We start from the raw sequence: 21,493 nt of genomic DNA on the forward strand, positions 1-21,493 counted from the left end.
TCCTATTCTGTTGTTGCTTGATTTTGTTTGATTTCTCTTATGCTATCCTTTAAGGTATCCAACAGCAATAAGATTACTCCAATCACTAAGGCGCTATCTGCAATATTAAAGATAGGATAGTCGTAATAGAATTGACCCAAACGGATTTTTACATCTAAGAAGTCTACTACCTCTCCGTACAAGACACGGTCTAAGAAATTGCCTAGAGCCCCTCCCAAAATTAAACCCAGAGAAATGGAGAGGAGTTTCTTCGTATTCTTCAATTTAATGAGGTAATAAATGATTCCGATGACCACAATGATCGTAACAATGATAAAAAACCAGCGTTGATTCGGTAAAATGCCAAATGCCGCACCTGGGTTACGATGAGAGGTAAGGAAAAAAATATCGGATAGTATAGGAATGGACTCCCCCAAAGCCATACGATCCATAACGAGTTTCTTAGTTCCTTGGTCTAGTAGAAAGACGACGAGTGCGATGACAAAATAAAGCATGATTTCCTCCTCATAATTGAAAGGCATTTTTTCTCAAATTGTAGCACACCCGACCTGAGGAAACAACAGAAAACTAGATAGAGTAAAAAATACACGATGGGGAATATTGAGAATATATTCGCGAATAGGAGGCTCTACTAGTGAGAACAATCATGAAAACCTTAGCTTTAACAGGAATGGCAGCCTTCACCCTAAACAAAATCAATCAACAGATAGAACGAAGATCAAAGGAATGGAATCCCACTCATTTTGATGAGCTTTATTTTTACCCCTGGCATGCGGGACACATCGCTTATCATGTCAAAGGAAAAGGAAAGCCTCTACTCCTGGTTCATGGAGTGGGAGCTGGCTCTTCTTCGTATGAATGGAGAAAAAATATTGATGAACTCTCCAATCACTACCAGGTCTACTCTATAGATTTACTTGGTTTCGGTCTGTCAGATAAGCCCAAAATAAGCTATTCAGCACAGATCTATGTTGATTTATTGACAGATTTTATTCGAGATGTGATCAAACGCCCAACCTCCATTCTAGCAAGTGGCATTTCAGCTGGTTTTGTTATTCAACTTGCTGCCCAAGACGCTTCATCCCTTGAACAAATGATCCTTATCTGTCCTTCTGGTCTAGAGCTCGAAGAGGAGCATCAGCAACAAAATGAAATGTATGCGGCGTTTTTAAAAAATCTAGCTTTACAGGTTCCTATTCTTAACCAATCTCTATATTATTTAATTTCTTCCAAAATAAACATTAGACAATTCTTAAAGGAGTTTATCTATCACCACCAAGAAAACTTAACTGAGGATATCGTTGAACAATATTACTTAGCTGCTCATCGTGGAGGAAATTATGCAGGAGAAGCAACCCAAGCTTTTTTAAGAGGAAAATTGGATGTGCCTATCCAAAGTGAATGGTCGGAACTGACCATGCCGACTCTGGTTCTCTGGGGACGACATGCCAAGCTACTTCCTGTCCACTATGCCAACAGATTTAAACATCTAAATCCACGATCAGAATTGCATATTTTTGAAAACAGTGGTCTGCTTCCCCACGACGAGGAAGCCTATCAATTTCATTCTATTTGCCTTTCATTTTTACAAAAAAACTCCGATCAATCGCTCTACCTACAGTAACAAAAAAGACAGATCGTTAAAGAAATTAATTCTTTCAACGATCTGCCTTTTTTCTTTCCTTGATCCATTAGACATTAGGTGCGTAAATGGAGTCTTTTCTGTTCAATTTTCTCTTCAATCTTGTCCAAAGCATGGCGATCCTTTAGTAAATTCTTTTTATTTTCCATAACTAGCTCTTCAAGCGACATTCTTCTTATCTTTCTCATGTCATGCTCCTTTTCATTAATATTCTCACAATTCAGTATACCCTTTTAATTCAGTCATAAACCCTTATACCCTTCATTCAAAAAAATAAACCCCTTGGGAAATTGATTCGTCCTTTCCCAAGGGGTTATGCATTAACTCTAATACTATGATCTTTTATATTTTATCATTTAGCTCTATAGCACTTCTCTACATTTGTTTATGCTTATTCCACCAAATGTGCATAATGGGTGTTTACAGTCGTTGTACAATCAGGACAAAGTGTCGGATGATTTGGATCTTGACCAATTTCTGGAGTGACAATCCAACAACGCTCACACTTCTCACCTTCTGCCGGCAATACAATAGCTTTTAGTCCCTCTAACGAAATTGCTCCCTCTGCAGGAAGCTCCTCCAACTGATGAAGCTCTACCTTAGACACAATAAACAGCTTCTCTAATTGATCGAACTGTTCTAATAGCTCTCTAGCCCCTTGCTCAGGATATAGATGCAAGGCAGCACTTAAGGAATGACCTATTACTTTTTCTTTTCTGGCATTCTCTAACGCCTTTAAGACTTCATCACGAACAAGGATAAACTGATCCCATTTTTGTTCTAACTGATCATTGAAGTAGCTTGAATCTACCTGTGGAAAATCTGTTAATTGAACACTGTTCACCTCTGTTCCTGGTACGTATTTCCACACTTCATCCGCTGTATGTGGAATGATCGGTGATACTAGCTTAACTATCATCGTTAATATTTCATACATCACAGTTTGAGTCGCTTTACGCGCCGTAGACGTGCTAGGCTCTGTATACAATAGATCCTTAGAGATATCTAGGTACAAGGAGCTTAACTCAATCGTACAGAAATTGTGAATGGTCGAATAGACATTATGAAATTGGAATTGCTCGTAGGATTTTAATACTCGATCAAGAAGACGTTGTGCCTTAATCATCATATATTGATCTAATTCAGACCATTGTGCCGGAGCAATTCGATCCTGTGTAGGATTGAAATCCTCTAGGTTCCCTAAGACAAAACGTAACGTATTACGAATCTTACGATACACTTCAGAAATTTGTTTCAAGATATTATCTGAGATACGAACATCTGATTGATAGTCTACTGATGCTACCCATAGACGAAGAATATCTGCCCCTAATTGATCCATCACCTTCGCTGGAACGATCGTATTTCCTAAGGACTTAGACATCTTTCTTCCTTCTCCATCAAGCGTAAATCCATGACTTAATATCGTTTTATAAGGGGCTTGACCACTGGTCGCGACGGCTGTAGATAATGAAGAGTTAAACCAGCCTCGATATTGATCGGAGCCTTCAAGGTATAAGTCTGCTGGCCATTGCAGTTCTTCTCTCTCTTTTAGCACGGCTTCATGAGAAGAACCTGAATCAAACCACACGTCCATCGTATCTGTTTCTTTTCTAAAATGGGTACCACCACAACTCGGGCAAGTAAATCCTTCAGGTAATAACTCTTGAGCTTCTTTCGCATACCAAGCATTCGATCCTTCTTGGCGGAATACACCTGAAACATGGTCAATGGTGTCATCTGTAATTATTTCTACATGACAATCCGTACAGTAGAAGATAGGAATAGGAACTCCCCACACTCTTTGACGGGAAATACACCAGTCGCCACGATCTGCAACCATATTATGCAAGCGTGTTTCTCCCCAACTTGGAATCCATTTAACCTCTTTAATAGCCGCAAGTAATTGATCTCTAAAACCATCAATAGAGGCAAACCATTGCTCTGTGGCTCGGAAAATAACAGGTTGTTTACTTCTCCAATCATGAGGGTAGGAGTGAGTAATAAAGCTAAGCTTAAGAAGGGCTCCAGACTCTTCTAATTTTTGAGTAATTTCTTTATTCGCTTTGTCATAAAACATTCCTTCAAAGCCAGGAGCTTCGTTTGTAAAATGTCCCTTGTCATCAACTGGGTTTAATACATCTAAGCCGTATTTTTGCCCCACATGGAAATCGTCCTCCCCATGACCTGGAGCGGTGTGAACACATCCTGTACCCGCATCAAGAGTGACATGCTCTCCTAAAATAATCAGAGACTCTCGGTCATAAAAAGGATGCTGTGCTGTTGCTCGTTCTAGCTCCTGACCTTTTATCGTCCTCAGTACTTCATAGCTTTCCCACTCAAGCTCTTTTTGTAGTGTTTCCAACAAACCATGAGCGACAACAAGCTTATCTCCATTCACACGAATCACACTATACTCTAAATCAGGATGTAGAGAAATCGCTAAGTTCGCCGGCAAGGTCCATGGTGTTGTCGTCCAAATCACAATAGAGGTATCCTGATCTAGAATTCCCTTGCCATCCTTGACCTTAAACTTCACATAGATCGATGCTGATCTTTTATCCTGATATTCAATTTCAGCTTCTGCAAGAGCTGTTTCAGAAGAAGGAGACCAATAAACTGGCTTTAAGCCTTTATAAATATAGCCTTTCTTCGCCATTTCTCCAAAAACCTTGATTTGTCTCGCCTCATATTCTGGCTTCAGAGTAATGTATGGGTTATCCCAATCTCCTCTGACACCTAAGCGTTTAAATTGCCCTTTTTGATTTTCAACAAACTTCAAAGCATATTCAGCACAAAGACGTCGAAACTCATTAATCCCTACTTTGTGACGGTCTACCTTTTCATTTTTGATAATCGCATGCTCAATAGGTAGCCCATGAGTATCCCAGCCTGGAACATAAGGAGCATCGAAGCCACTCATAGATTTTGATCTGACAATCATGTCTTTTAGCACTTTATTTAAAGCATGACCTAAATGAATATCTCCATTGGCATAAGGAGGGCCATCGTGAAGAATATATTTAGGTCTTCCCTTGGTACGTCCTTGAACCTGCTTATATATATCTTGCTCCTCCCACCAAGCTTGAATTTCTGGCTCACGTTGTGGTAAGTTCCCTCTCATTGGGAATTCAGTTTGTGTAATTTGTAGGGTTTGTTTATAATCCATCCCTTTTCTTCCTCCTTCATTTTAAGAAAAAATAAAAAAACCTCTCATCCTATAGTAGGGACGAGAGGTTTACCCGCGGTACCACCCTAGTAAATACAATTCTCCTTCGAGTTTGTATTCGCTTGAACATTCGTAACGTGAATGATTCGAGATTACTTACTTCTCTGTTCAGTAATCTGACTCCTGGGTGATCTTCAATAATGTTGTTTTTACTAGGCTCACACCAACCCTAGCTCGCTTAAAAAACAATCACTATCTACTCTCCCACTCTGCGTCATTCCATTTAAGATCATTACAAGTATTAGCAACTACATGCTTTTTAATACTTTAATAAAAAGTCGTTTATTCGTCAAGTCTATTTTGGAACAATTTCTAAATCGTCCGCAGTGACTTTATCCCAATCATCGCTCTCAAGCATTTCAAGCTGAGCTTGCAGCAAGGTACGGAACCTTGTTCTATAGATAGATGCTTGCTTCTTTAATTCCTCGACGTCAATTGAAATGCTTCTGGATTTGGAAAGAGCCTCATTAATAATTCGATCCGCATTTTTTTCGGCTTCTTTTACAATTAACTGTGCTTCTTTTTTCGCATTAGCCTTTACTTCGTCCGCCGTTTCTTGAGCCACGATGATGGTTTTACTTAAGCTTTCTTCGATATTGGTAAAATGACCCAGTTTTTCACTCGTTTGAGCTATTTTTTCTTCTAGCTCTTTCTTTTCTCGAATCAATATCTCAAACTCTTTGATCACTAGATCAAGAAATTCATTCACTTCATCCTCATCATAGCCACGAAATCCTCGTTTAAATTCTTTGTTATGGATGTCTAAGGGTGTTAATGACATAGATCCACCTCCAACTTCTTTTTCCTGATTTACATCAATATTCGACAGGATGATTCAATATCCTGCTATCTTTTTTACTTTGTTAGGCTTTTTTTTCACCCAAAACGACACGAAACTTCTGTTTTTTGGTGATTCCTTCAATCGCAGAAAAGAGAAAACGACCAAATCCTTTAACCGATACGATATCCCCTGCCTCAAGCTGAAGAGAAGAGTGTTCAGTTACTTTCCAATTGACTTTTACCCTTCCTCCTTTAATTAGAGGAGCTACTTTGGCCCTGGACAAAGATAATAGTTCAGATAAAACCACATCTAAGCGAAGAGAACTCACGGTTGTTTCCTTATATTTCCATTCTCCAATGGCAGGGACGATGTCATGTAGCGGAATTGATTCACATTGAATCGCGTAACGGTGAATCTGCTGTAAATTTAGCAGCACGAAGCTGGAGATATCTTGACTCACTAAGCATTGTTGAGCCGAATCAGTAAGCAGAATATCTCCAAATTTTTCTCTTTTAATGCCTAGACCTAGTAAAGAGCCTAACACATCTCGATGAGTCAAGGTAATTGACTTTTGCTTAGGTTGAATGGAAAGAAGTGTCACTTGAAAATCTTCAGGCGACACTTCAACATATTCTGGGGTCAACATGGCTCGTTGACGCTCAGCCCCCATATAGCCTCCAAAAAAAGAAACCTTAACATCGTACGTTCTGCCTACAATGGATCGAACAATAAACTGTTCTCTTGGATCAAGAAACGGCGTAAGTTTGGACGTCTTGCGATCGCTGACAAGTTCTGTCCATTCAAGTATACGTTCTACTAGTGGTTTCTCCTCTGGTCTAAAGTGTGCATATAGAGTCACTTCGATTTACATCCCTAGAATGGAGAATAAAAAGCCTACCGCCGCGATCGCTCCAACTTTCGCAAACATAACAGCAATAATAGCTACAATTGGAGAAATATCAATCATTCCTAATGGCGGGATGATTTTTCTGAATGGTGCTAGAACAGGCTCGACGAAGCCCCCCAAAATCTGTCCAAATTTAGTGTCCCTTAAGTTTGGTAACCATGACATGATAATATAAATAAAAATCATATAACGATATATATCAAATAATAAAGCTATGACTTGTTTGATGTTTCCTTCCACTCACTTCACCTCATTCTCGATTGATAATCTTCTTGAATCATTTCCGAAATTGTTCCTTGAATTTCAATATTATCGGGAGTACAAAGAAAGATATTAGGACCAATTTTCTGAATATCTCCCCCGATTGCATATACGGTGCCACTTAAAAAATCAACCACTCTTTTCGCTTGATCGTGATGTAAGCGTTGGAGATTGATGACTACGGCTCTACGATTACGAAGGTGATCAGCAACCTCTTGAGTTTCCTCATATGTACGGGGTTCAACAAGAACCATCTTGCTTGATTGTTTGACGGACTGTAGATGAACGACATTCTGATTACCTGCTTTTTGAGATTTTTGCTTGCTAAACGCTTCTTCCTCCACCCATTCCTCTTCCTCATACTCGTATTCCTGCTCGTGTTGATGTCTGGAGTTTAGTTCACGTTCATCATCAGAACCTACCCCTATAAAGCTCATAAATTTTTGCATCATCCCCATCATTTCCACTCCCTTCTCAATTGATACTACTCTCCAACAAGAGAAGAGCCTAAGCGTACAAAAGTAGCCCCCTCTTCTATGGCAATATGAAAATCATTAGACATTCCCATAGATAATTCGGTTAAAGGTGCATGATCAAATTTGTTTCGCTGAAGGTTTAGCTGAAGCTCCTTCAATTGTCTGAATATTGGACGTGTCTTTTCTGGTTCTTGTTCATAAGGTGCCATGGTCATTAGACCAATCGCTCTAACATGAGGGTAGGATTTTAACTCTAGGATAAACTTTTCTACTTCATTGGGTGAAAGTCCATGTTTCGTATCTTCTCCTGAGATATTAACCTGAACAAAACAGTCTACAATTTTACCCAAAACACTTGCTCTCTTTTCGATTTCCTTAGCCAGTGATATACGGTCTAGAGAGTGAATATAAGCAAATTTATCGATCATATCCTTCACTTTATTGGTTTGCAAATGTCCAATAAAATGCCAGATTCCTTGTCCATTAAGAGCTTCCCATTTTCCCTTTGCATCCTGAACTTTACTTTCCCCAATATGTTCAAGACCTGCTTCGAAGGCTTCTTTCATTCTATCTAAATCTACATACTTTGTCACGGCAATCACGGTCAGATCCTTCATTTCTCTGTTGGCCTTTTCACAGGATTGTTTCATTTGCTCTTGAATTCGCTGGAGATTGTTACGTACTTGCACGATTTATCCTTCCTCTCTTTTTCCCATAAAGGCAGTCATTCTCCCTGTACGTCCTTGTTCTTTGCGATGTGAGTAGAATAAATCAACATGACAACTTGTGCACCAAGAAGAAACTTCAATATTAACTCCCTTTAATCCTGCTTTTTTAAGAAATTCAACATTGCATTTTTTTAAATCTAACATATATTTACGATGGTTTGTAGGAATAACAAACTCATTTATATCCGTCACCTGTAAAAAAGCTTCAATCACGCTTTCATCCACTTCATAACAGCATCCCCCAATGGAAGGTCCAATGACAGCTAAAATATGATCTGGATCAGATTGAAATTTGCTCTGCCATTCCTTTATCATTTTTGGACCGATTTGAGCCAATGTCCCCTTCCAGCCCGCGTGTGCCATTCCAATGATTCTCTTCACTGGGTCAAGAAAGAATAGTGGGACACAATCAGCATAAAAAGACGCTAAAAAGAGGTCTGGGGAATCGGTAAAAATCCCATCGATATCTTGCAAAGCTGAGTCTAATGTATGCAACCCTTTGCCTCCATCTGTTGGTTGGACATGATAGAGATGGTCACTATGAGTCTGATTTGCACTGACCCACTCCTGTTCAGCATATCCAGTAAGCTGAAGTAGCCTCCGACGGTTCGAAACTACATCCTCAGAATGATCTCCCACATGTAACCCACAGTTGAGGGAGTGAAATGGATCTCTACTATTCCCACCATGCCTTGTTGTAAATCCTGCAACTAGCCACGGAAATTGATCTGTCCATCGCTCTAATACAAGTAATTCTTTATGCATGGAATGTGGAATCAAGATCTCGTCATTTTTCAAGTCAATCACCCCTTACTTTATCTATCATACAAAATGAACTCTATAAGCTCAACAAAAAAAGTAAACGTTACCCGATTAGAGTAACGTTTATGTATGAACATATGGCTTGTAGGTCTGTGATTGAGATTCAGGTTCTTTATAGCTTTTTTCCTCTATTAAATATGGTTTTTCATCAAGTCTGACCAAGATCACATCTGAACCGATCTTAACAATATTTCGCCATGGAATGACGATATCCTGTCCACTCGCCAGAAGACCAAAGAATTTTCCTGGACCAGGGCAGACAATCGCATCAACCCTTCCATGCTTCAGATCAATCTCAAGGTCACATACGGTGCCTAGCTTCTTTCCATCAGCAATATTGACAACATCTTTTGTTTGAAACTCGGATATTTTTAACATTTTTTATCCCACCTGCACTCGGACTTTACATTAAGTATATGTGCCAAATAGGAAAAATGTACAAAAATTATGCTTGAACATGTTTTTGCATCTGAGCGATCGCCGCTTTCTCTAATCTAGATACCTGTGCTTGTGAAATCCCAATTTCTTGAGCCACTTCCATCTGAGTTTTCCCTTCAAAAAATCGCATGGATAAGATCATTTTTTCCCGATCGTTTAATCTTCGCATCGCTTCTTTTAAAGCAATTTCTTCTACCCATTGAATATCCTTATTTTTCTCATCACTGATTTGATCCATGACAAAAATAGGATCTCCACCATCATGGTAAATAGGTTCAAATAAGGAAACCGGATCCTGTATTGCATCTAAAGCAAAAACAATATCCTCCTTGGGAACCTCAAGTACCTCTGAAATCTCCTTCACCGTAGGCTCTCTTGAATGTAGATTCGTTAAGCTATCCCTTACCTGCAACGCTTTGTAAGCAATATCTCTTAATGATCTAGAAACCCGAATTGGATTGTTATCTCTTAAATATCTCCTGATCTCTCCAATAATCATAGGGACAGCATAAGTTGAAAACTTTACATTCTGACTTAAATCAAAGTTATCTATAGACTTCATTAGCCCAATACAACCGACTTGAAATAGATCATCTACATACTCTCCTCGATTATTAAATCTCTGTATCACACTGAGCACAAGCCTTAAGTTCCCATTGACTAATTTTTCACGGGCGGAATACTCCCCACTCTGTAGTTGTACAAATAATTCACGCATTTCTTTGTTTGTAAGAACGGGTAATTTAGCTGTATCTACCCCACAAATTTCAACCTTGTTTCTTGTCATCATGTCATTCCCTCCTGGTGGAGCCAACTTAATGTTAAGTATCTCCTGAGAGGGAAAAATTATGCACCTGAAATTCTATGGTTCGGTTAAAAAAGAGTCACAAATTCATCATTAAAGGAAAAAGAACATGTAAGATAATATCAGCTGAAAAATGTGCGAGCATAGCTGATTCTAGCCCTTTTTTCCAATACAACCAACCAAACAACACGCCACCGATCATATTCAATACAATGGTCCGAACTATGAGTCCTGTTGTTATGGTTAGATCCGCCATTGCCATGAGCGCTGGCAGATGCCCCAGACCAAATAATAAAGCGGCTAATACTATAGCTAACCACAGATGAATAGGTTTAGCCTCCTGACGGGTTAGCTTCGAAAATATCCAGACCAATAGCGTCATGAAAAAAAGCCTTAACTGAAGTTCTTCTGTAATCCCACCATAAAAAGAGGCGAGCAACCCTTTCCACCAAGCCGGCTGACTTACTTCTATATCTAAAACAACCCCAAATGTTTGAAATAGAATGTCACCAACGAGAATGACGCTCCCGACAAGAATCCCAAGTCCTATTGAGAGGAAGGCTACTTTTCTGAAATTCCCTGGCATCTTTTCATTGTTTAGAAGCTTTTCTAAATATGGCGCTCCAAGCCCTGTTTTTCTTGCAAGCCATAGTCCTAAAAACAGGAGTAGTGCTAACATGATCGCTCCTTGAATCGTGTTAATTAAAAATAACATCGGAGTGGAAAGTTCGATAGGGCTTGCCTGTATGACATCCTTCTGTAGTTCGATAGAATAAGGGAAAATTCCCACTACCCCTACCATTCCCATCACAAATAAGATGCCAAATAGCCTCCAATGAATGACTCCTGTTCTCATCCTCATATCCTCCTAGTTTGCCTACATCCTGTTCGCATCTAGATCATTTTATTAAATTCTTTCCTTAGTCTTTTAATAATTCTTTTTTCAAGTCTAGAAATATAGGATTGAGAAATCCCTAACATGTCTGCAACATCTTTTTGCGTCTTTTCTTCTCCATCAACTAAACCAAAACGAAGCTCCATGATCGTCTTCTCTCGCTCAGACAATTTATGTAACGCCTTATGGAGTAAGTTTTTTTCTACTTCTTCTTCAATTCCACGCCCAATTGTATCATTCTCCGTACCTAAAACATCTGAAAGCAACAATTCATTCCCATCCCAATCAATATTAAGCGGCTCGTCAAAGGATACCTCACTGCGAATCTTGTTATTCCTCCTTAAGAACATCAGAATCTCATTTTCAATACAGCGGGAGGCATAGGTCGCTAATTTTATTTTTTTCTCTGGATCAAATGTATTCACAGCTTTAATTAAACCTATGGTACCTATACTCACTAGATCTTCAATATGAATCCCTGTATTTTCAAATTTCCGAGCAATATAGACAACTAAGCGTAAATTTCTTTCGATTAACATCGCTCGAACAGCATTATCTCCGGAAGGCAGCCTCGCTAGTAAATGCTCCTCTTCCTCTCTAGAGAGGGGAGGAGGTAAAGCTTCACTTCCACCTATGTAGTAAATCTCTTCCGCTTTGAATCCCAATGCGAATAATATACGGTACCATAATAAAATAAAAGATAGCTTCATTTTGGTTAACATTTGTTAGATTGCCTCCTCTTTCTCCATTTTTTGAACTAATGCTGGATGGACAATGGCTTGAAACTGTCCATCTGTGGAAAGGGTTTGCTGGTTTATGCCAAGCAATACTCTCTCTGTTCTATATATCTGTTCTTCATACTCAATCTCCACCTGATCTGGCTTCAGAGCAAGCATAAACTCCATTCCTTGTTGAACTCCTCGATATGGTACCATCCTCATACGCTGAAGCCATGCTTCAGGTATTCCATCTGTGTCAAAATCGAGTCCCATCCGATGATCCTTCATTTTTTGTTGCAGTTGTATAATGGCGTTCGGAATGACTTCTTCAAAGCAGCTAGCCTCCAGCAGCATGACGGGAACACGCGTAATGGGCTCATATAATTGGTTCCCTGTATCAATCAAACCAAGACATCGTATTTCTTTGGACAATATGCTCACTTTTACTACAACAATGGCATGTGCTTTTATTTTCGTCGCCTCCATTTGGTTCCATCTTGACTTCGAAAACCAGAACATGATTGGAAAGCCTAGAACCACAAATAACCATGAAATTTTATCTCCATAACCTGTAGATTGAGTCACCATCATCCCTTCCATTAGAACGTGATTCGATTGAAGCAAATAATGAACAGCTAACATTCCTCCTCCAGTCACAAAAGATACAAAGTAAAACATAAAGAAACTGAGCATGAATCGACGAACATTCCCAAATCCAAAAGCAACCCAAATAATTAGCAAAGACAAACAAATTTTTATGCCAAAGGTATAGTAAGGAAGCAATGGTGGTAGAAATAGGAATAACACGTACGAAGAACCAAGGAAAGAAGCTAAAAAAAGCCTCCACTTTATTACTTCTATCTTGCGAAAATAACCCGTCAACCAGAGCAGTAAGTAATCGATCAAAAAATTTAATAACCAGATCAAATCGAGATAGAGATACATAATGCTTCCCCTTCTCCTGAAGATGAACCTAGTATACCTTATCTATATTTCAAATTCTGTTGAAACTTGCCTACTTGTCCTTATTTTTTTTAGCGAATCTCTCCAAGAATTGTTGTCGAACTTTTCCATCTTATGTATAATAGAAGCTTAATAGAACTAGTTTTTTGAATAGGACGTGTAAATACTATGAAACAACAAGTTGTACATATTTTGTCAAAAGTAGTGGATCTCCCTGAAGATCAATTAAAACAATTAGTAGCAACTCCTCCTAGCAGAGAGCAAGGAGATGTTGCTTTTCCCTGTTTTCAGCTTGCAAAAGCATTACGAAAAGCACCACCACAAATTGCTCAAGATCTTGTGGAGAAACTAAATACACAGGACCTAGCCTCCTACGCTATCGAAAAAATTGTTAACATGGGACCATATCTTAACTTTTTCTTTGATCGTCAAAAATATAGTGCACAGCTACTTTCTATGAACATAACGGAGCTCCTACAACCTGCTCAAGTGGATCATCATCCGACTGTGATCGTCGAATATTCTTCACCCAATATTGCCAAGGATTTTAAATTGTATCATATCCGCTCAACCATGATTGGTCAGGCACTCGCCAATACCTACTCTGCTCTCGGATATCAGGTAGAGAGAATGAATCATCTTGGTGATTGGGGAACACAATTTGGAAAGCTTATGGCGGCTTATCTGAAATGGGGAGACGATGAAACGATTAAGGCTAATCCCATTTCTGAACTCGTTACGCTATACGTGAAGTTTCATGAAGAAGCAGAAAAAAATCCTGCTTTAGAGGATGAAGGTCGCTTATGGTTTAAGAAGCTTGAAGAAGGTGATCCAGAGGCCGTACGACTCTGGCAATGGTTCAAAGATGAAAGCTTAAAAGAATTTAGCGAATTATACCATTTACTTGGCGTTGAATTTGATCATTATCTAGGCGAAAGCTTCTACAGTGATAAAATGGATCGCGTGATTCAGATGCTCAAGGAAAAAGGACTACTTGAAGAAAGCGAAGGCGCTTTAGTGGTTCGCCTAGATGAACAAAATATTCCACCATGTATCATTCAAAAAAGTGACGGAACTTCCATCTATGCCACCCGTGACTTGGCAGCAGCCATCTATCGTGAAGAAACATTTGATCCAGAGAAAATCCTTTATGTTGTAGATCAGCGCCAAGCCCTTCATTTTCAACAGGTTTTTTCCGTACTTAAAAAAATGGGCTATGAATTCGCTCATGACTGTGAGCACTTATCCTTTGGAATCATGAAGATCGAAGGAGAAATTGGCTCTACCCGTAAAGGAAAAGGACTCTTATTGAATGATGTATTAGAGCATGCTGTTCAGAAGGCATTAGACATCATTGAAGAAAAAAATCCTAGTTTAGAAGATAAAGAGGAAATTGCCCAAGCCATTGGAATCGGTGCAATCGTATTTAATGATTTAAAACACCATAGAACGCATGAGATTGATTTCAAATGGGAGGAAGCCTTTAATTTTGAAGGAAAAACAGGACCATATGTCCAATACACTCATGCTAGAATATGTAGCTTATTGCGCCGGGCAGGGCAAGCACCTACAGAAATTATGCCTCATAGTGTATTTGAAAAAGATCATTCTTGGGAGCTCCTGTATGCTTTACAGCAGTATCCTAGCGTATTAGTCGAAACAACTAAGAAAAATGATCCTTCACAAATTGCTAAATATCTATTGGATCTTTGCCAGTTATTTAATCGTTTTTACGCCCAAGAGCGAATCATTGTTGAAGATATTGCTGAGCAGAACGCAAAGTTAGTACTCTCTAAAAAAGTGGCTGATATTTTAAAGCACGGCTTGTCTATGTTAACAATAAAAGCTCCTGAAGCGATCTAAAAAGACGAGATAAAATAAAAGAGATAAACGGATGGTTCAAAAACCATCTGTTTATCTCTTTTCACTTCACACTTCAGAAAACAATGTAATGTTATTCCTCCGTAGTGTGCTGCCCCATTTCTTCTTCGATCCTAGACCATATATATTCTTTTTTCTCATTAACTTTTGCAAAATCTACAGCCTCAACATAAATCTCCTCAAGTTGATCTTGAAGAAGCTTTGCCTCAGCAAGACAAGTAATCCCCCATTTGGTTTGTTCTTTATATCGCTGATTTATTTCTTCAAGCTGTGTAGCATATTCCCGATCAATATCTATATCAAAGCATCTTTCATACATATCTAAGATTTCATCTCCATCCCTCGTAGGCTCCATTTCATGGGGAGAAGTCCCATCTAAGATAGCATAACCAAGCTGTGGAATTAGGATCATATCTAAGCTGTTCGGGTCAAATCCACAGTGATACACCTCTGTACGATACCCTAATTTCGTTGCTTCCTGCACAATTTTTTGAGCATGGTGGATTTACCCGAACCTGGTCTTCCTTTTACTATGATCCTCTTATCTACAATTTCAGTTAAATTATCAATAAAATGAACAACCCCTCTTGGTGTTGCCGCACCGAAGAACATGTGTTTTTCTTTTCCGTTAGTCACAAGGCTTTCCTCATTCTCACATTGTTCTCCAGAAAATAAGCTTTCATATAGCTCAGAGGTAACCTGATTGGCCTTCTCGAAATTCATTCCTTTTAGATAGACATCTTCTCTTTCGAGGTGGATTTCTTTCGCCTGACCAAAGTGCTCATATGCCTTGGTCAATGTATCTGTTATCTGGTCTGTTAATTGAATGACCCTACCCCTATTTTCTCTCAATCTCTTTACATTCCACCCTTCAGCAAGATGAACGATTTCCTCTCTCACTCCAGGGTATTTAGGATCGATCACATATGGCGATGTTCCATTTACGATTCCTACCCCCAATATAGGAATGATCACACCATCTAAAGAATCGTTATCGAGAGGGCTGTGCATGAGCTCAAGATCATAACCGCGATCTAAAACTTGTTCAGCAATGCTTTTCATTAAGGATGATTTACCTGTACCAGGACCTCCTTTTAAAATAAATAGCTGCTGTACATCCTGTAATATGGAATCATTGAATGAATAAAAGCCTGACGCCGTGTTTCCACTTGCATAGAAATTGCGAATCGTCCCTGTCACCGATGTTCATCCTTTCTATTTTTCAATTTGAATCTCATATTCTTCTAACCAAGTATTGATCTGCGCTAAATGAGCAATTAGCTGAGGGCCTCTCATTAACTGCCCGAACCAAGGGACGACAAAAGAGCTACCCTCTGTATCTACGATCTGCTGTACTTTGTTCCTATCGATAAACTCTAGAATTGGGGAGTTCCTATTATTAAGAATCTCTTGCATCCACTGTTTTACTGCTCTAGTGTAATGGGATGGTGGGTTTTAGGATAGGGACTTTTTTTACGATATAGAACCTCTTCTGGCAAGACCCCACGTAACGCTCTACGCAGAATCCCCTTCTCTTGCCCATCTATCATCTTCATGGACCAGGGAATATTCCAAACATATTCCACAATGCGATGATCTGCAAAAGGAACCCTGACCTCTAAACAAGCGCCCATACTCATTCGATCTTTGCGGTCCAGTAGCGTTGTCATAAACCAAAGCTGATTTAAATAAAACAGTTCTCGTCTTCTGGCATCCTCCTTACTTTCTCCTTCTAGCACAGGTACCTCTTGTAATGTTTCCTCATAGCGCAGGGAAACATATTCTTGAAGCTTCAATCGTTTTTGCCAATCAGATGTGAGAAGATTCTCTCTTTCTCCTGTTGATTGCATCCAAGGAAAAGAAGAAGTATACATCGCCTCTGACTTATGAAACCAGGGATACCCACCAAATATTTCATCTGCACATTCCCCAGATAAAGCAACGGTGTGCTCTTTTTTCACTTCACGGCAGAACCATAGCAAGGAAGAATCAATATCTGCCATTCCCGGTAAATCTCTCACTATAACGGCTTCTTTCAAATGTTCGACAAGTTGATCTGTATCTATCACCATCGAGTGATGAACGGTTCCCAGGTAGTCAGATACCTTTTGAATATAAGGTTGATCAGCGTTCGGTTGAAACTCATTAGCCTTAAAAAACTTATCATTATCTACATAATCAATAGAATAGGTGTGAAGTGGACCTCTTTTTTCTTGCCTAAACGCCTCAGCGGCAAAAGCCGTAATGGCACTTGAATCTATCCCCCCAGATAAAAAAGTGGATACTGGGACGTCAGCAACAAGCTGGCGATGAATAGCATCTCGTAATAAAAATTGTACCTTTTCAGTCGTTTCTTCTAATGAGTCTGAGTGCCTTTCACTCTTGAACTGCCAATAACGATACGTCTTGAGTCCATTACGATTGTAGATCAGAGCATGAGCGGGACGTAGTTCTTGAATTCCTTTAAACACTCCATGTCCTGGAGTTCTTGAAGGTCCAAGGCCAAATATCTCCTGTAGCCCTTGCTGATCTACAATGGCTTTCATATCCGGTTGCTGGAGAATCGCTTTGATTTCAGAGGCAAATAAGAAAGAGCCATTATGCTGAGTGTAAAATAGAGGTTTCACTCCCATTCGATCCCTCGCTAGAAATAACTCCTGGTCCTTCCTATTCCAAATTCCAAAGCCAAATATCCCATTTAAGTACTGCAGACAATCAGGTCCCCATTCGATATAAGAAATGAGCAATACCTCCGTATCGGAATGAGCCTGAAACCGATACCCTCTTTTCATCAACTCCTTTCTGATATCCTCCGTATTATACAGCTCACCATTATAGACTATGGTATACTCACAATCCCCCCATCTTCTAGTCATAGGCTGGATTCCGCCTTCAGGGTCCACAACAATAAGCCTTGTATGGCCCAAAGCCACTTCATTCGCACTCCATGTATTGATGGCATCTGGACCTCTCTTTGTTAGGGTTTGAGCCATTCTTAATACCTGAGCTTCATTTTGGGTCATATCTCTTTTCCAATCAACCCACCCAGTTATTCCGCACAATATGATCATCTCCCATGTATTTTCTCTTCTCTCTGAACTAGTTATATGCCCATAATTAACTTATTCAAGAAAGCAAAAAAATGTTCAAAAAAAAGAAGCACCTCTTATCGGTGCTCCTTGATGTAAAGCTATGATCAAATGTACTGAATCTATGCTTATCTGCGACGATTACGATTACGTAAGAATGTAGGTATATCTAAATCATTCTCATTAAAAGATTGGGATTGTGAAATCGGTCGAACCTCTTCCTTCTCTTCACGCACTGGGGTTTGTGGACTCTTAGGTGCTTGAGCAATACCTGGTCTTAGAGATTGTCCAGTTGTTGATCTAACTGACTCCTGATTTTCATCAAATCCTGTGGCGATGACTGTAACAATAATCTCATCCTTTAGATTTTCATTAATGACGGCACCAAAAATCATATTGACCTCTGGGTCTGATGCAGATGCCACAATATCAGCCGCTTCATTTACTTCATACAAAGATAAATTTGTTCCACCCGTAATATTCATTAACACACCACGAGCTCCGTCTATAGAGGTTTCTAACAATGGAGAACAGATCGCTTTTTTCGCTGCTTCAGTGGCTCTGTTCTCACCAGAAGCAAGTCCGATACCCATTAAAGCAGAACCTCTCTCCGTCATAATCGTTTTAACATCAGCAAAGTCTAGATTGATCAAGCCTGGCACAGCGATCAATTCAGAAATCCCCTGTACCCCTTGACGTAATACATTATCAGCTTGTCTAAAAGCTTCTAACATTGGAGTATTTTTGTCCACTATTTCTAAAAGGCGGTCATTAGGTATCACGATCAGTGTATCTACTTTTTCTTTCAAAGCTTCGATCCCTGAATGAGCATGAGTGATACGTCTACGCCCTTCAAATGTGAAAGGTCTAGTAACGATTCCTACGGTTAATGCTCCTAGTTCTTTGGCAATTTGGGCAATGACTGGAGCAGCCCCTGTACCTGTTCCGCCACCCATTCCAGCAGTAACAAAGACCATGTCTGCACCTTTTAAAACATTTTCTATCTGCTCTCGGCTTTCTTCTGCTGCTTTTTTACCTACCTCTGGATTAGCTCCTGCTCCCAATCCTCGAGTCAGCTTTCCACCTATTTGAATTCGATTTTCAGCTTTAGATAAGTGGAGAGCTTGAGCATCGGTATTAACCGCAATAAATTCAACACCTTGAACTCCGGTTTCGATCATTCTATTTACCGCATTACTTCCGCCACCACCAACTCCGATGACTTTGATCTGCGCTAATGGCTGCATTTCCATATCAAACTCTAACATTAAATGGCTCCCCCTCACTGTCATAGAAAAACGCTCAAAAAAACGTCTTTAGATAAATTCTTTAATCCAATTCTTCACTTTGTCTGTAACACTCTCTTTTGAAGCTGATTGTACCGAATTCCCCTCTACTTTTGGACGCTTTTTGGGTTTTGATCCACCTGAGGCAACGGCTCGCTTTTGTTGAGGTCTTACATTCTGAAATCCATATTTAATAATTCCCACACCTGTCGTATATTGAGGTTCACGAACTCCAATATAATCTGGTATAGAGATACGAACAGAATTCTGAAAGACGAGTCTTGCAAGTTCTATTGACCAAGGCAAGCTGACCACTCCACCTGTTAATACATACCCTCCAGGGATTTCAGAATATCCCATTTTATTCACTTCTGCATGAATCAACTCAAATATCTCTTCCAAACGCGGTTCAATGATATTAGCTAATTCTAGTTGACTAAACTCCTTTTCCGTATTGCTTCCGATCCTAGGAACTTTGAATACTTCCTCTTCAAGGGCTTCATCAACAAAAGCACAGCCGTGTTTTATTTTTATTTTTTCAGCAATCTCGGTTGTAGTACGCAACCCAATAGCAATATCATTGGTTATGTACTCTCCACCAACAGGAATGACACTTGTCGCAACAAGAGAACCCTGTTCAAAAACAGAAACAGTCGTCTGACCTGCCCCGATATCAGCTAGGATAATCCCCATGCTTTTCTCATCCTTCGTTAAAGCAAGTGAGCTAGCTGCTAACGGTTGTAAAAAAATACCTGCAATAGAAAGATTGGCTCTCTCTATACATGTATACAAATTTCTGATAATCGTTTTTGAACCCGTAATAATCGTTCCTTCTAGTTCTAACCTTACTCCAATCATTCCTTTTGGATCAGAAATCCCATCTAATCCATCTACAATAAATTGTCTCCTCACAACGTCAATAATTTCACGTTCTGGAGGAAGAGCAACCACTTTAGAAGCTTCAAATACTCGAATAATATCTTCTTCTCCAATTTCGCGATCTTCACTGGATACAGCAACTACTCCATGACTTGGCTGTAGTTTAATGTGATTTCCAGCTATTCCCACAAAAACCTCTTCAATAGAAATTCCAACCATCCTTTCAGCACTCTCCACTGCTTTGCGGATCGATTGTACAGTCAGATCTATATCTACAATGGCTCCTTTCTTAATGCCTCTGATTCACTAGAGCCAACTCCAATGATATTTATGGAATTATTATTTAACTCACCAATAATCACGCGAACTTGGGATGTACCGATGTCTAAACTGACAACAAAGTCATTGGTGTTCAATCCGTGGCACCTCCTTAAAAAATTTATGTTTCATCTCATTTACTAATTTCCATTTTTAGGGAATACAAAACCCTTATAGATATCACTTATCCTTATTCAACACAAAAGGGCTTTTCCCTCTTTTTTTTAGCTAAATTTTTTTTAAAAGTCGTGTCAATTTTTTTAATTTACTTTTCCGCCTGACCATCTGTTAATTAAGATTCTACGAATAACGGCAATATTATTGAATAGCCTCACACCAAAAGCAAAAATGGCGGCTAAATACAAATCAACCCCTAGATGAACGCCAAGAAATGCGAGTCCAGCCGCTAATAATGTATTGAAGAAGAAACCAGAAACAAAGACCGATATATCAAAAGACCCCTGCAAGTGTGAGCGAATCCCACCAAACAAAGTATCTAAGGCTGCAAGCACGGCAATAGATAGATAGTTGATGTATTCAACTGGAACATTGATTTTTGAATATAAGCCTAGTATTATTCCAACAATTAACCCAATAATCGGTAACCACATTCTAGTTAGCCTCCTTTACAGGCTGCAAATATTTAGGGCGAGTCATGTTCGTAAATGCTGCAACTCTAATAAATTCTTTTGGTTCATAGACAATTGAATGATTTACAACCATAAAGTACTCATCTAATCCAGCCAGCTTAAGAGCAGATATGAGAATATCACTATCCCCAATAACACGGATTTCGTAAGGAGGTTGTATAGGGATGGTATTAATAAGTATTCGTTCACCTACATTGCGAATCGCTGTCGTTGTAATAATTCTTTGACCATTAATAGAGATGGCTTTTGCACCATAAGCATTTAATTCATTGACAATCACCCTTAAGTCATCATCAAAAATAACAGGCGAAAAGTGCAAATCTTCATCTACATAAGTAGTTAATTCTTCAAGACGTATGATAAATCCTTTTCCCACCAAATCTTCGTAACCTGCTAATTTTTTTATACGAGAAAGTTCTTTTTCCATGATGTCAGTGACTTGATCTTCCTTGTTGGTCGATGTTTCATATTGATAGAGCAATTGATCTAGTTTAGACATTTCTTTTAAGAGAAATTGTGAACGCTCCCTCTCTTTTTGTAGCCCCACTCGAAGTTCATTTAGATCTCTGGAATCTTTTATTTGTGGATCCTTCGTAGCTTGAAATTGGATAGCAATCATAAATCCGATAATTAGACAGATAATTGTAATCACGTAGGGTACTCTTTTATTATTATCCATGCATCATTTCCCTTTCTACAATTCCCCTAGATAGGCTGGTAAAAC

At 39.2% G+C, this 21,493-nt stretch carries 21 protein-coding genes, 2 pseudogenes and 1 other annotated feature; of the genes and pseudogenes, 2 read left to right on the top strand and 21 right to left on the bottom strand.

The window, feature by feature from the left end; translation table 11 throughout:
* Positions 1–2: 2 nt before the first annotated feature.
* The gene (gene lspA, locus JCM10596_RS14060; protein WP_025027680.1) at positions 3–494 is read right to left on the bottom strand and encodes a signal peptidase II; all 492 of its coding nucleotides are present in this window, start codon (positions 492–494) and stop codon (positions 3–5) included.
* A 140-nt stretch (positions 495–634) separates the two neighbouring features.
* Here lspA and JCM10596_RS14065 point away from each other — a divergent pair, with 140 nt between their 5' ends.
* Positions 635–1,624, top strand: a complete 990-nt coding sequence (locus JCM10596_RS14065) for an alpha/beta fold hydrolase (protein ID WP_025027681.1) — start codon at positions 635–637, stop codon at positions 1,622–1,624.
* 74 nt (positions 1,625–1,698) lie between these two features.
* Here the strand turns inward: JCM10596_RS14065 and JCM10596_RS28790 are convergent, their stop codons facing one another.
* From JCM10596_RS28790 to spoIIGA, 13 genes are all read right to left on the bottom strand, one after another.
* Positions 1,699–1,830, bottom strand: coding sequence for an FbpB family small basic protein (locus JCM10596_RS28790; RefSeq protein ID WP_081792052.1), 132 nt, complete (start codon positions 1,828–1,830; stop codon positions 1,699–1,701).
* Positions 1,831–2,033: 203 nt separating this feature from the next.
* Positions 2,034–4,811, bottom strand: coding sequence for an isoleucine--tRNA ligase (gene ileS / locus JCM10596_RS14075; protein WP_025027682.1), 2,778 nt, complete (start codon positions 4,809–4,811; stop codon positions 2,034–2,036).
* Positions 4,812–4,864: 53 nt separating this feature from the next.
* Positions 4,865–5,092: a binding site (T-box leader), on the bottom strand.
* A 74-nt stretch (positions 5,093–5,166) separates the two neighbouring features.
* Complete coding sequence (locus JCM10596_RS25625; protein WP_034681369.1) at positions 5,167–5,652, bottom strand: DivIVA domain-containing protein; 486 nt, start codon at positions 5,650–5,652, stop codon at positions 5,167–5,169.
* Between the two features lie 82 nt (positions 5,653–5,734).
* A complete protein-coding gene (locus tag JCM10596_RS14085; protein ID WP_025027683.1) occupies positions 5,735–6,511 on the bottom strand; it encodes a YlmH family RNA-binding protein in 777 nt (258 codons plus the stop codon).
* A gap of 6 nt (positions 6,512–6,517) precedes the next feature.
* Positions 6,518–6,799 carry a YggT family protein gene (locus JCM10596_RS14090; RefSeq protein WP_025027684.1) on the bottom strand — a complete coding sequence of 94 codons (282 nt, stop codon included), beginning with the start codon at positions 6,797–6,799 and terminating at the stop codon, positions 6,518–6,520.
* Positions 6,800–6,804: 5 nt separating this feature from the next.
* Entirely contained in the window at positions 6,805–7,278 is a 474-nt protein-coding gene (locus JCM10596_RS14095; RefSeq protein ID WP_025027685.1) for a cell division protein SepF, read from the bottom strand.
* A 26-nt stretch (positions 7,279–7,304) separates the two neighbouring features.
* Positions 7,305–7,985, bottom strand: a complete 681-nt coding sequence (locus JCM10596_RS14100; protein WP_025027686.1) for a YggS family pyridoxal phosphate-dependent enzyme — start codon at positions 7,983–7,985, stop codon at positions 7,305–7,307.
* Positions 7,986–7,988: 3 nt separating this feature from the next.
* Positions 7,989–8,822, bottom strand: coding sequence for a peptidoglycan editing factor PgeF (gene pgeF / locus JCM10596_RS14105; RefSeq protein ID WP_025027687.1), 834 nt, complete (start codon positions 8,820–8,822; stop codon positions 7,989–7,991).
* 87 nt (positions 8,823–8,909) lie between these two features.
* On the bottom strand, positions 8,910–9,224 hold the full coding sequence (locus JCM10596_RS14110) for a YlmC/YmxH family sporulation protein (protein WP_025027688.1): 315 nt from the start codon (positions 9,222–9,224) through the stop codon (positions 8,910–8,912).
* Positions 9,225–9,291: 67 nt separating this feature from the next.
* Positions 9,292–10,071, bottom strand: coding sequence for an RNA polymerase sporulation sigma factor SigG (gene sigG / locus JCM10596_RS14115; protein ID WP_025027689.1), 780 nt, complete (start codon positions 10,069–10,071; stop codon positions 9,292–9,294).
* Between the two features lie 97 nt (positions 10,072–10,168).
* Entirely contained in the window at positions 10,169–10,945 is a 777-nt protein-coding gene (locus tag JCM10596_RS14120) for a CPBP family intramembrane glutamic endopeptidase (RefSeq protein WP_025027690.1), read from the bottom strand.
* 38 nt (positions 10,946–10,983) lie between these two features.
* Complete coding sequence (sigE, locus tag JCM10596_RS14125) at positions 10,984–11,706, bottom strand: RNA polymerase sporulation sigma factor SigE (RefSeq protein WP_025027691.1); 723 nt, start codon at positions 11,704–11,706, stop codon at positions 10,984–10,986.
* Between the two features lie 3 nt (positions 11,707–11,709).
* Entirely contained in the window at positions 11,710–12,648 is a 939-nt protein-coding gene (gene spoIIGA / locus JCM10596_RS14130; RefSeq protein WP_025027692.1) for a sigma-E processing peptidase SpoIIGA, read from the bottom strand.
* A gap of 186 nt (positions 12,649–12,834) precedes the next feature.
* Between spoIIGA and argS the strand changes: the two genes are divergently transcribed.
* Entirely contained in the window at positions 12,835–14,529 is a 1,695-nt protein-coding gene (gene argS, locus JCM10596_RS14135) for an arginine--tRNA ligase (RefSeq protein WP_025027693.1), read from the top strand.
* Positions 14,530–14,620: 91 nt separating this feature from the next.
* On the opposite strand, the gene JCM10596_RS30315 is transcribed toward argS, so the two are convergent.
* The 7 genes and pseudogenes from JCM10596_RS30315 to JCM10596_RS14165 form a co-directional block, all read right to left on the bottom strand.
* On the bottom strand, positions 14,621–15,031 hold the full coding sequence (locus tag JCM10596_RS30315; RefSeq protein WP_234410514.1) for a hypothetical protein: 411 nt from the start codon (positions 15,029–15,031) through the stop codon (positions 14,621–14,623).
* Complete coding sequence (locus JCM10596_RS25630; RefSeq protein ID WP_051541326.1) at positions 15,010–15,747, bottom strand: hypothetical protein; 738 nt, start codon at positions 15,745–15,747, stop codon at positions 15,010–15,012. Before JCM10596_RS25630 ends, JCM10596_RS30315 begins: the two co-directional genes overlap by 22 nt.
* A 15-nt stretch (positions 15,748–15,762) precedes the next feature.
* Positions 15,763–17,609 (bottom strand): annotated as a pseudogene (asnB, locus tag JCM10596_RS25635) (asparagine synthase (glutamine-hydrolyzing)).
* A 155-nt stretch (positions 17,610–17,764) separates the two neighbouring features.
* On the bottom strand, positions 17,765–18,904 hold the full coding sequence (gene ftsZ / locus JCM10596_RS14150; RefSeq protein WP_025027694.1) for a cell division protein FtsZ: 1,140 nt from the start codon (positions 18,902–18,904) through the stop codon (positions 17,765–17,767).
* 48 nt (positions 18,905–18,952) lie between these two features.
* A pseudogene (gene ftsA, locus JCM10596_RS25640) lies at positions 18,953–20,217 on the bottom strand (cell division protein FtsA).
* Between the two features lie 162 nt (positions 20,218–20,379).
* Positions 20,380–20,730, bottom strand: a complete 351-nt coding sequence (locus JCM10596_RS14160) for a small basic family protein (protein ID WP_025027695.1) — start codon at positions 20,728–20,730, stop codon at positions 20,380–20,382.
* 1 nt (position 20,731) lies between these two features.
* Positions 20,732–21,448, bottom strand: a complete 717-nt coding sequence (locus tag JCM10596_RS14165; protein WP_025027696.1) for a DUF881 domain-containing protein — start codon at positions 21,446–21,448, stop codon at positions 20,732–20,734.
* Between the last annotated feature and the right edge of the window lie 45 nt (positions 21,449–21,493).

Origin of the sequence: Caldalkalibacillus mannanilyticus JCM 10596, assembly GCF_000615945.1 — a bacterium.
GTDB classification, from domain to species: Bacteria; Bacillota; Bacilli; order Caldalkalibacillales; family JCM-10596; genus Bacillus_AT; species Bacillus_AT mannanilyticus.

Bases quoted from the DNA above. Each gene is read 5' to 3' on its own strand.
- spoIIGA (WP_025027692.1), bottom strand. From the start codon at position 12,648: ATGTATCTCTATCTCGATTTGATCTGGTTATTAAATTTTTTGATCGAT.
- ftsZ (WP_025027694.1), bottom strand. From the start codon at position 18,904: ATGTTAGAGTTTGATATGGAAATGCAGCCATTAGCGCAGATCAAAGTC.
- JCM10596_RS14160 (WP_025027695.1), bottom strand. From the start codon at position 20,730: ATGTGGTTACCGATTATTGGGTTAATTGTTGGAATAATACTAGGCTTA.
- JCM10596_RS28790 (WP_081792052.1), bottom strand. From the start codon at position 1,830: ATGAGAAAGATAAGAAGAATGTCGCTTGAAGAGCTAGTTATGGAAAAT.
- lspA (WP_025027680.1), bottom strand. From the start codon at position 494: ATGCTTTATTTTGTCATCGCACTCGTCGTCTTTCTACTAGACCAAGGA.
- ileS (WP_025027682.1), bottom strand. From the start codon at position 4,811: ATGGATTATAAACAAACCCTACAAATTACACAAACTGAATTCCCAATG.
- JCM10596_RS14120 (WP_025027690.1), bottom strand. From the start codon at position 10,945: ATGAGAACAGGAGTCATTCATTGGAGGCTATTTGGCATCTTATTTGTG.
- JCM10596_RS25625 (WP_034681369.1), bottom strand. From the start codon at position 5,652: ATGTCATTAACACCCTTAGACATCCATAACAAAGAATTTAAACGAGGA.
- JCM10596_RS14110 (WP_025027688.1), bottom strand. From the start codon at position 9,224: ATGTTAAAAATATCCGAGTTTCAAACAAAAGATGTTGTCAATATTGCT.
- sigE (WP_025027691.1), bottom strand. From the start codon at position 11,706: ATGTTAACCAAAATGAAGCTATCTTTTATTTTATTATGGTACCGTATA.
- sigG (WP_025027689.1), bottom strand. From the start codon at position 10,071: ATGACAAGAAACAAGGTTGAAATTTGTGGGGTAGATACAGCTAAATTA.
- JCM10596_RS14165 (WP_025027696.1), bottom strand. From the start codon at position 21,448: ATGGATAATAATAAAAGAGTACCCTACGTGATTACAATTATCTGTCTA.
- argS (WP_025027693.1), top strand. From the start codon at position 12,835: ATGAAACAACAAGTTGTACATATTTTGTCAAAAGTAGTGGATCTCCCT.
- JCM10596_RS14095 (WP_025027685.1), bottom strand. From the start codon at position 7,278: ATGGGGATGATGCAAAAATTTATGAGCTTTATAGGGGTAGGTTCTGAT.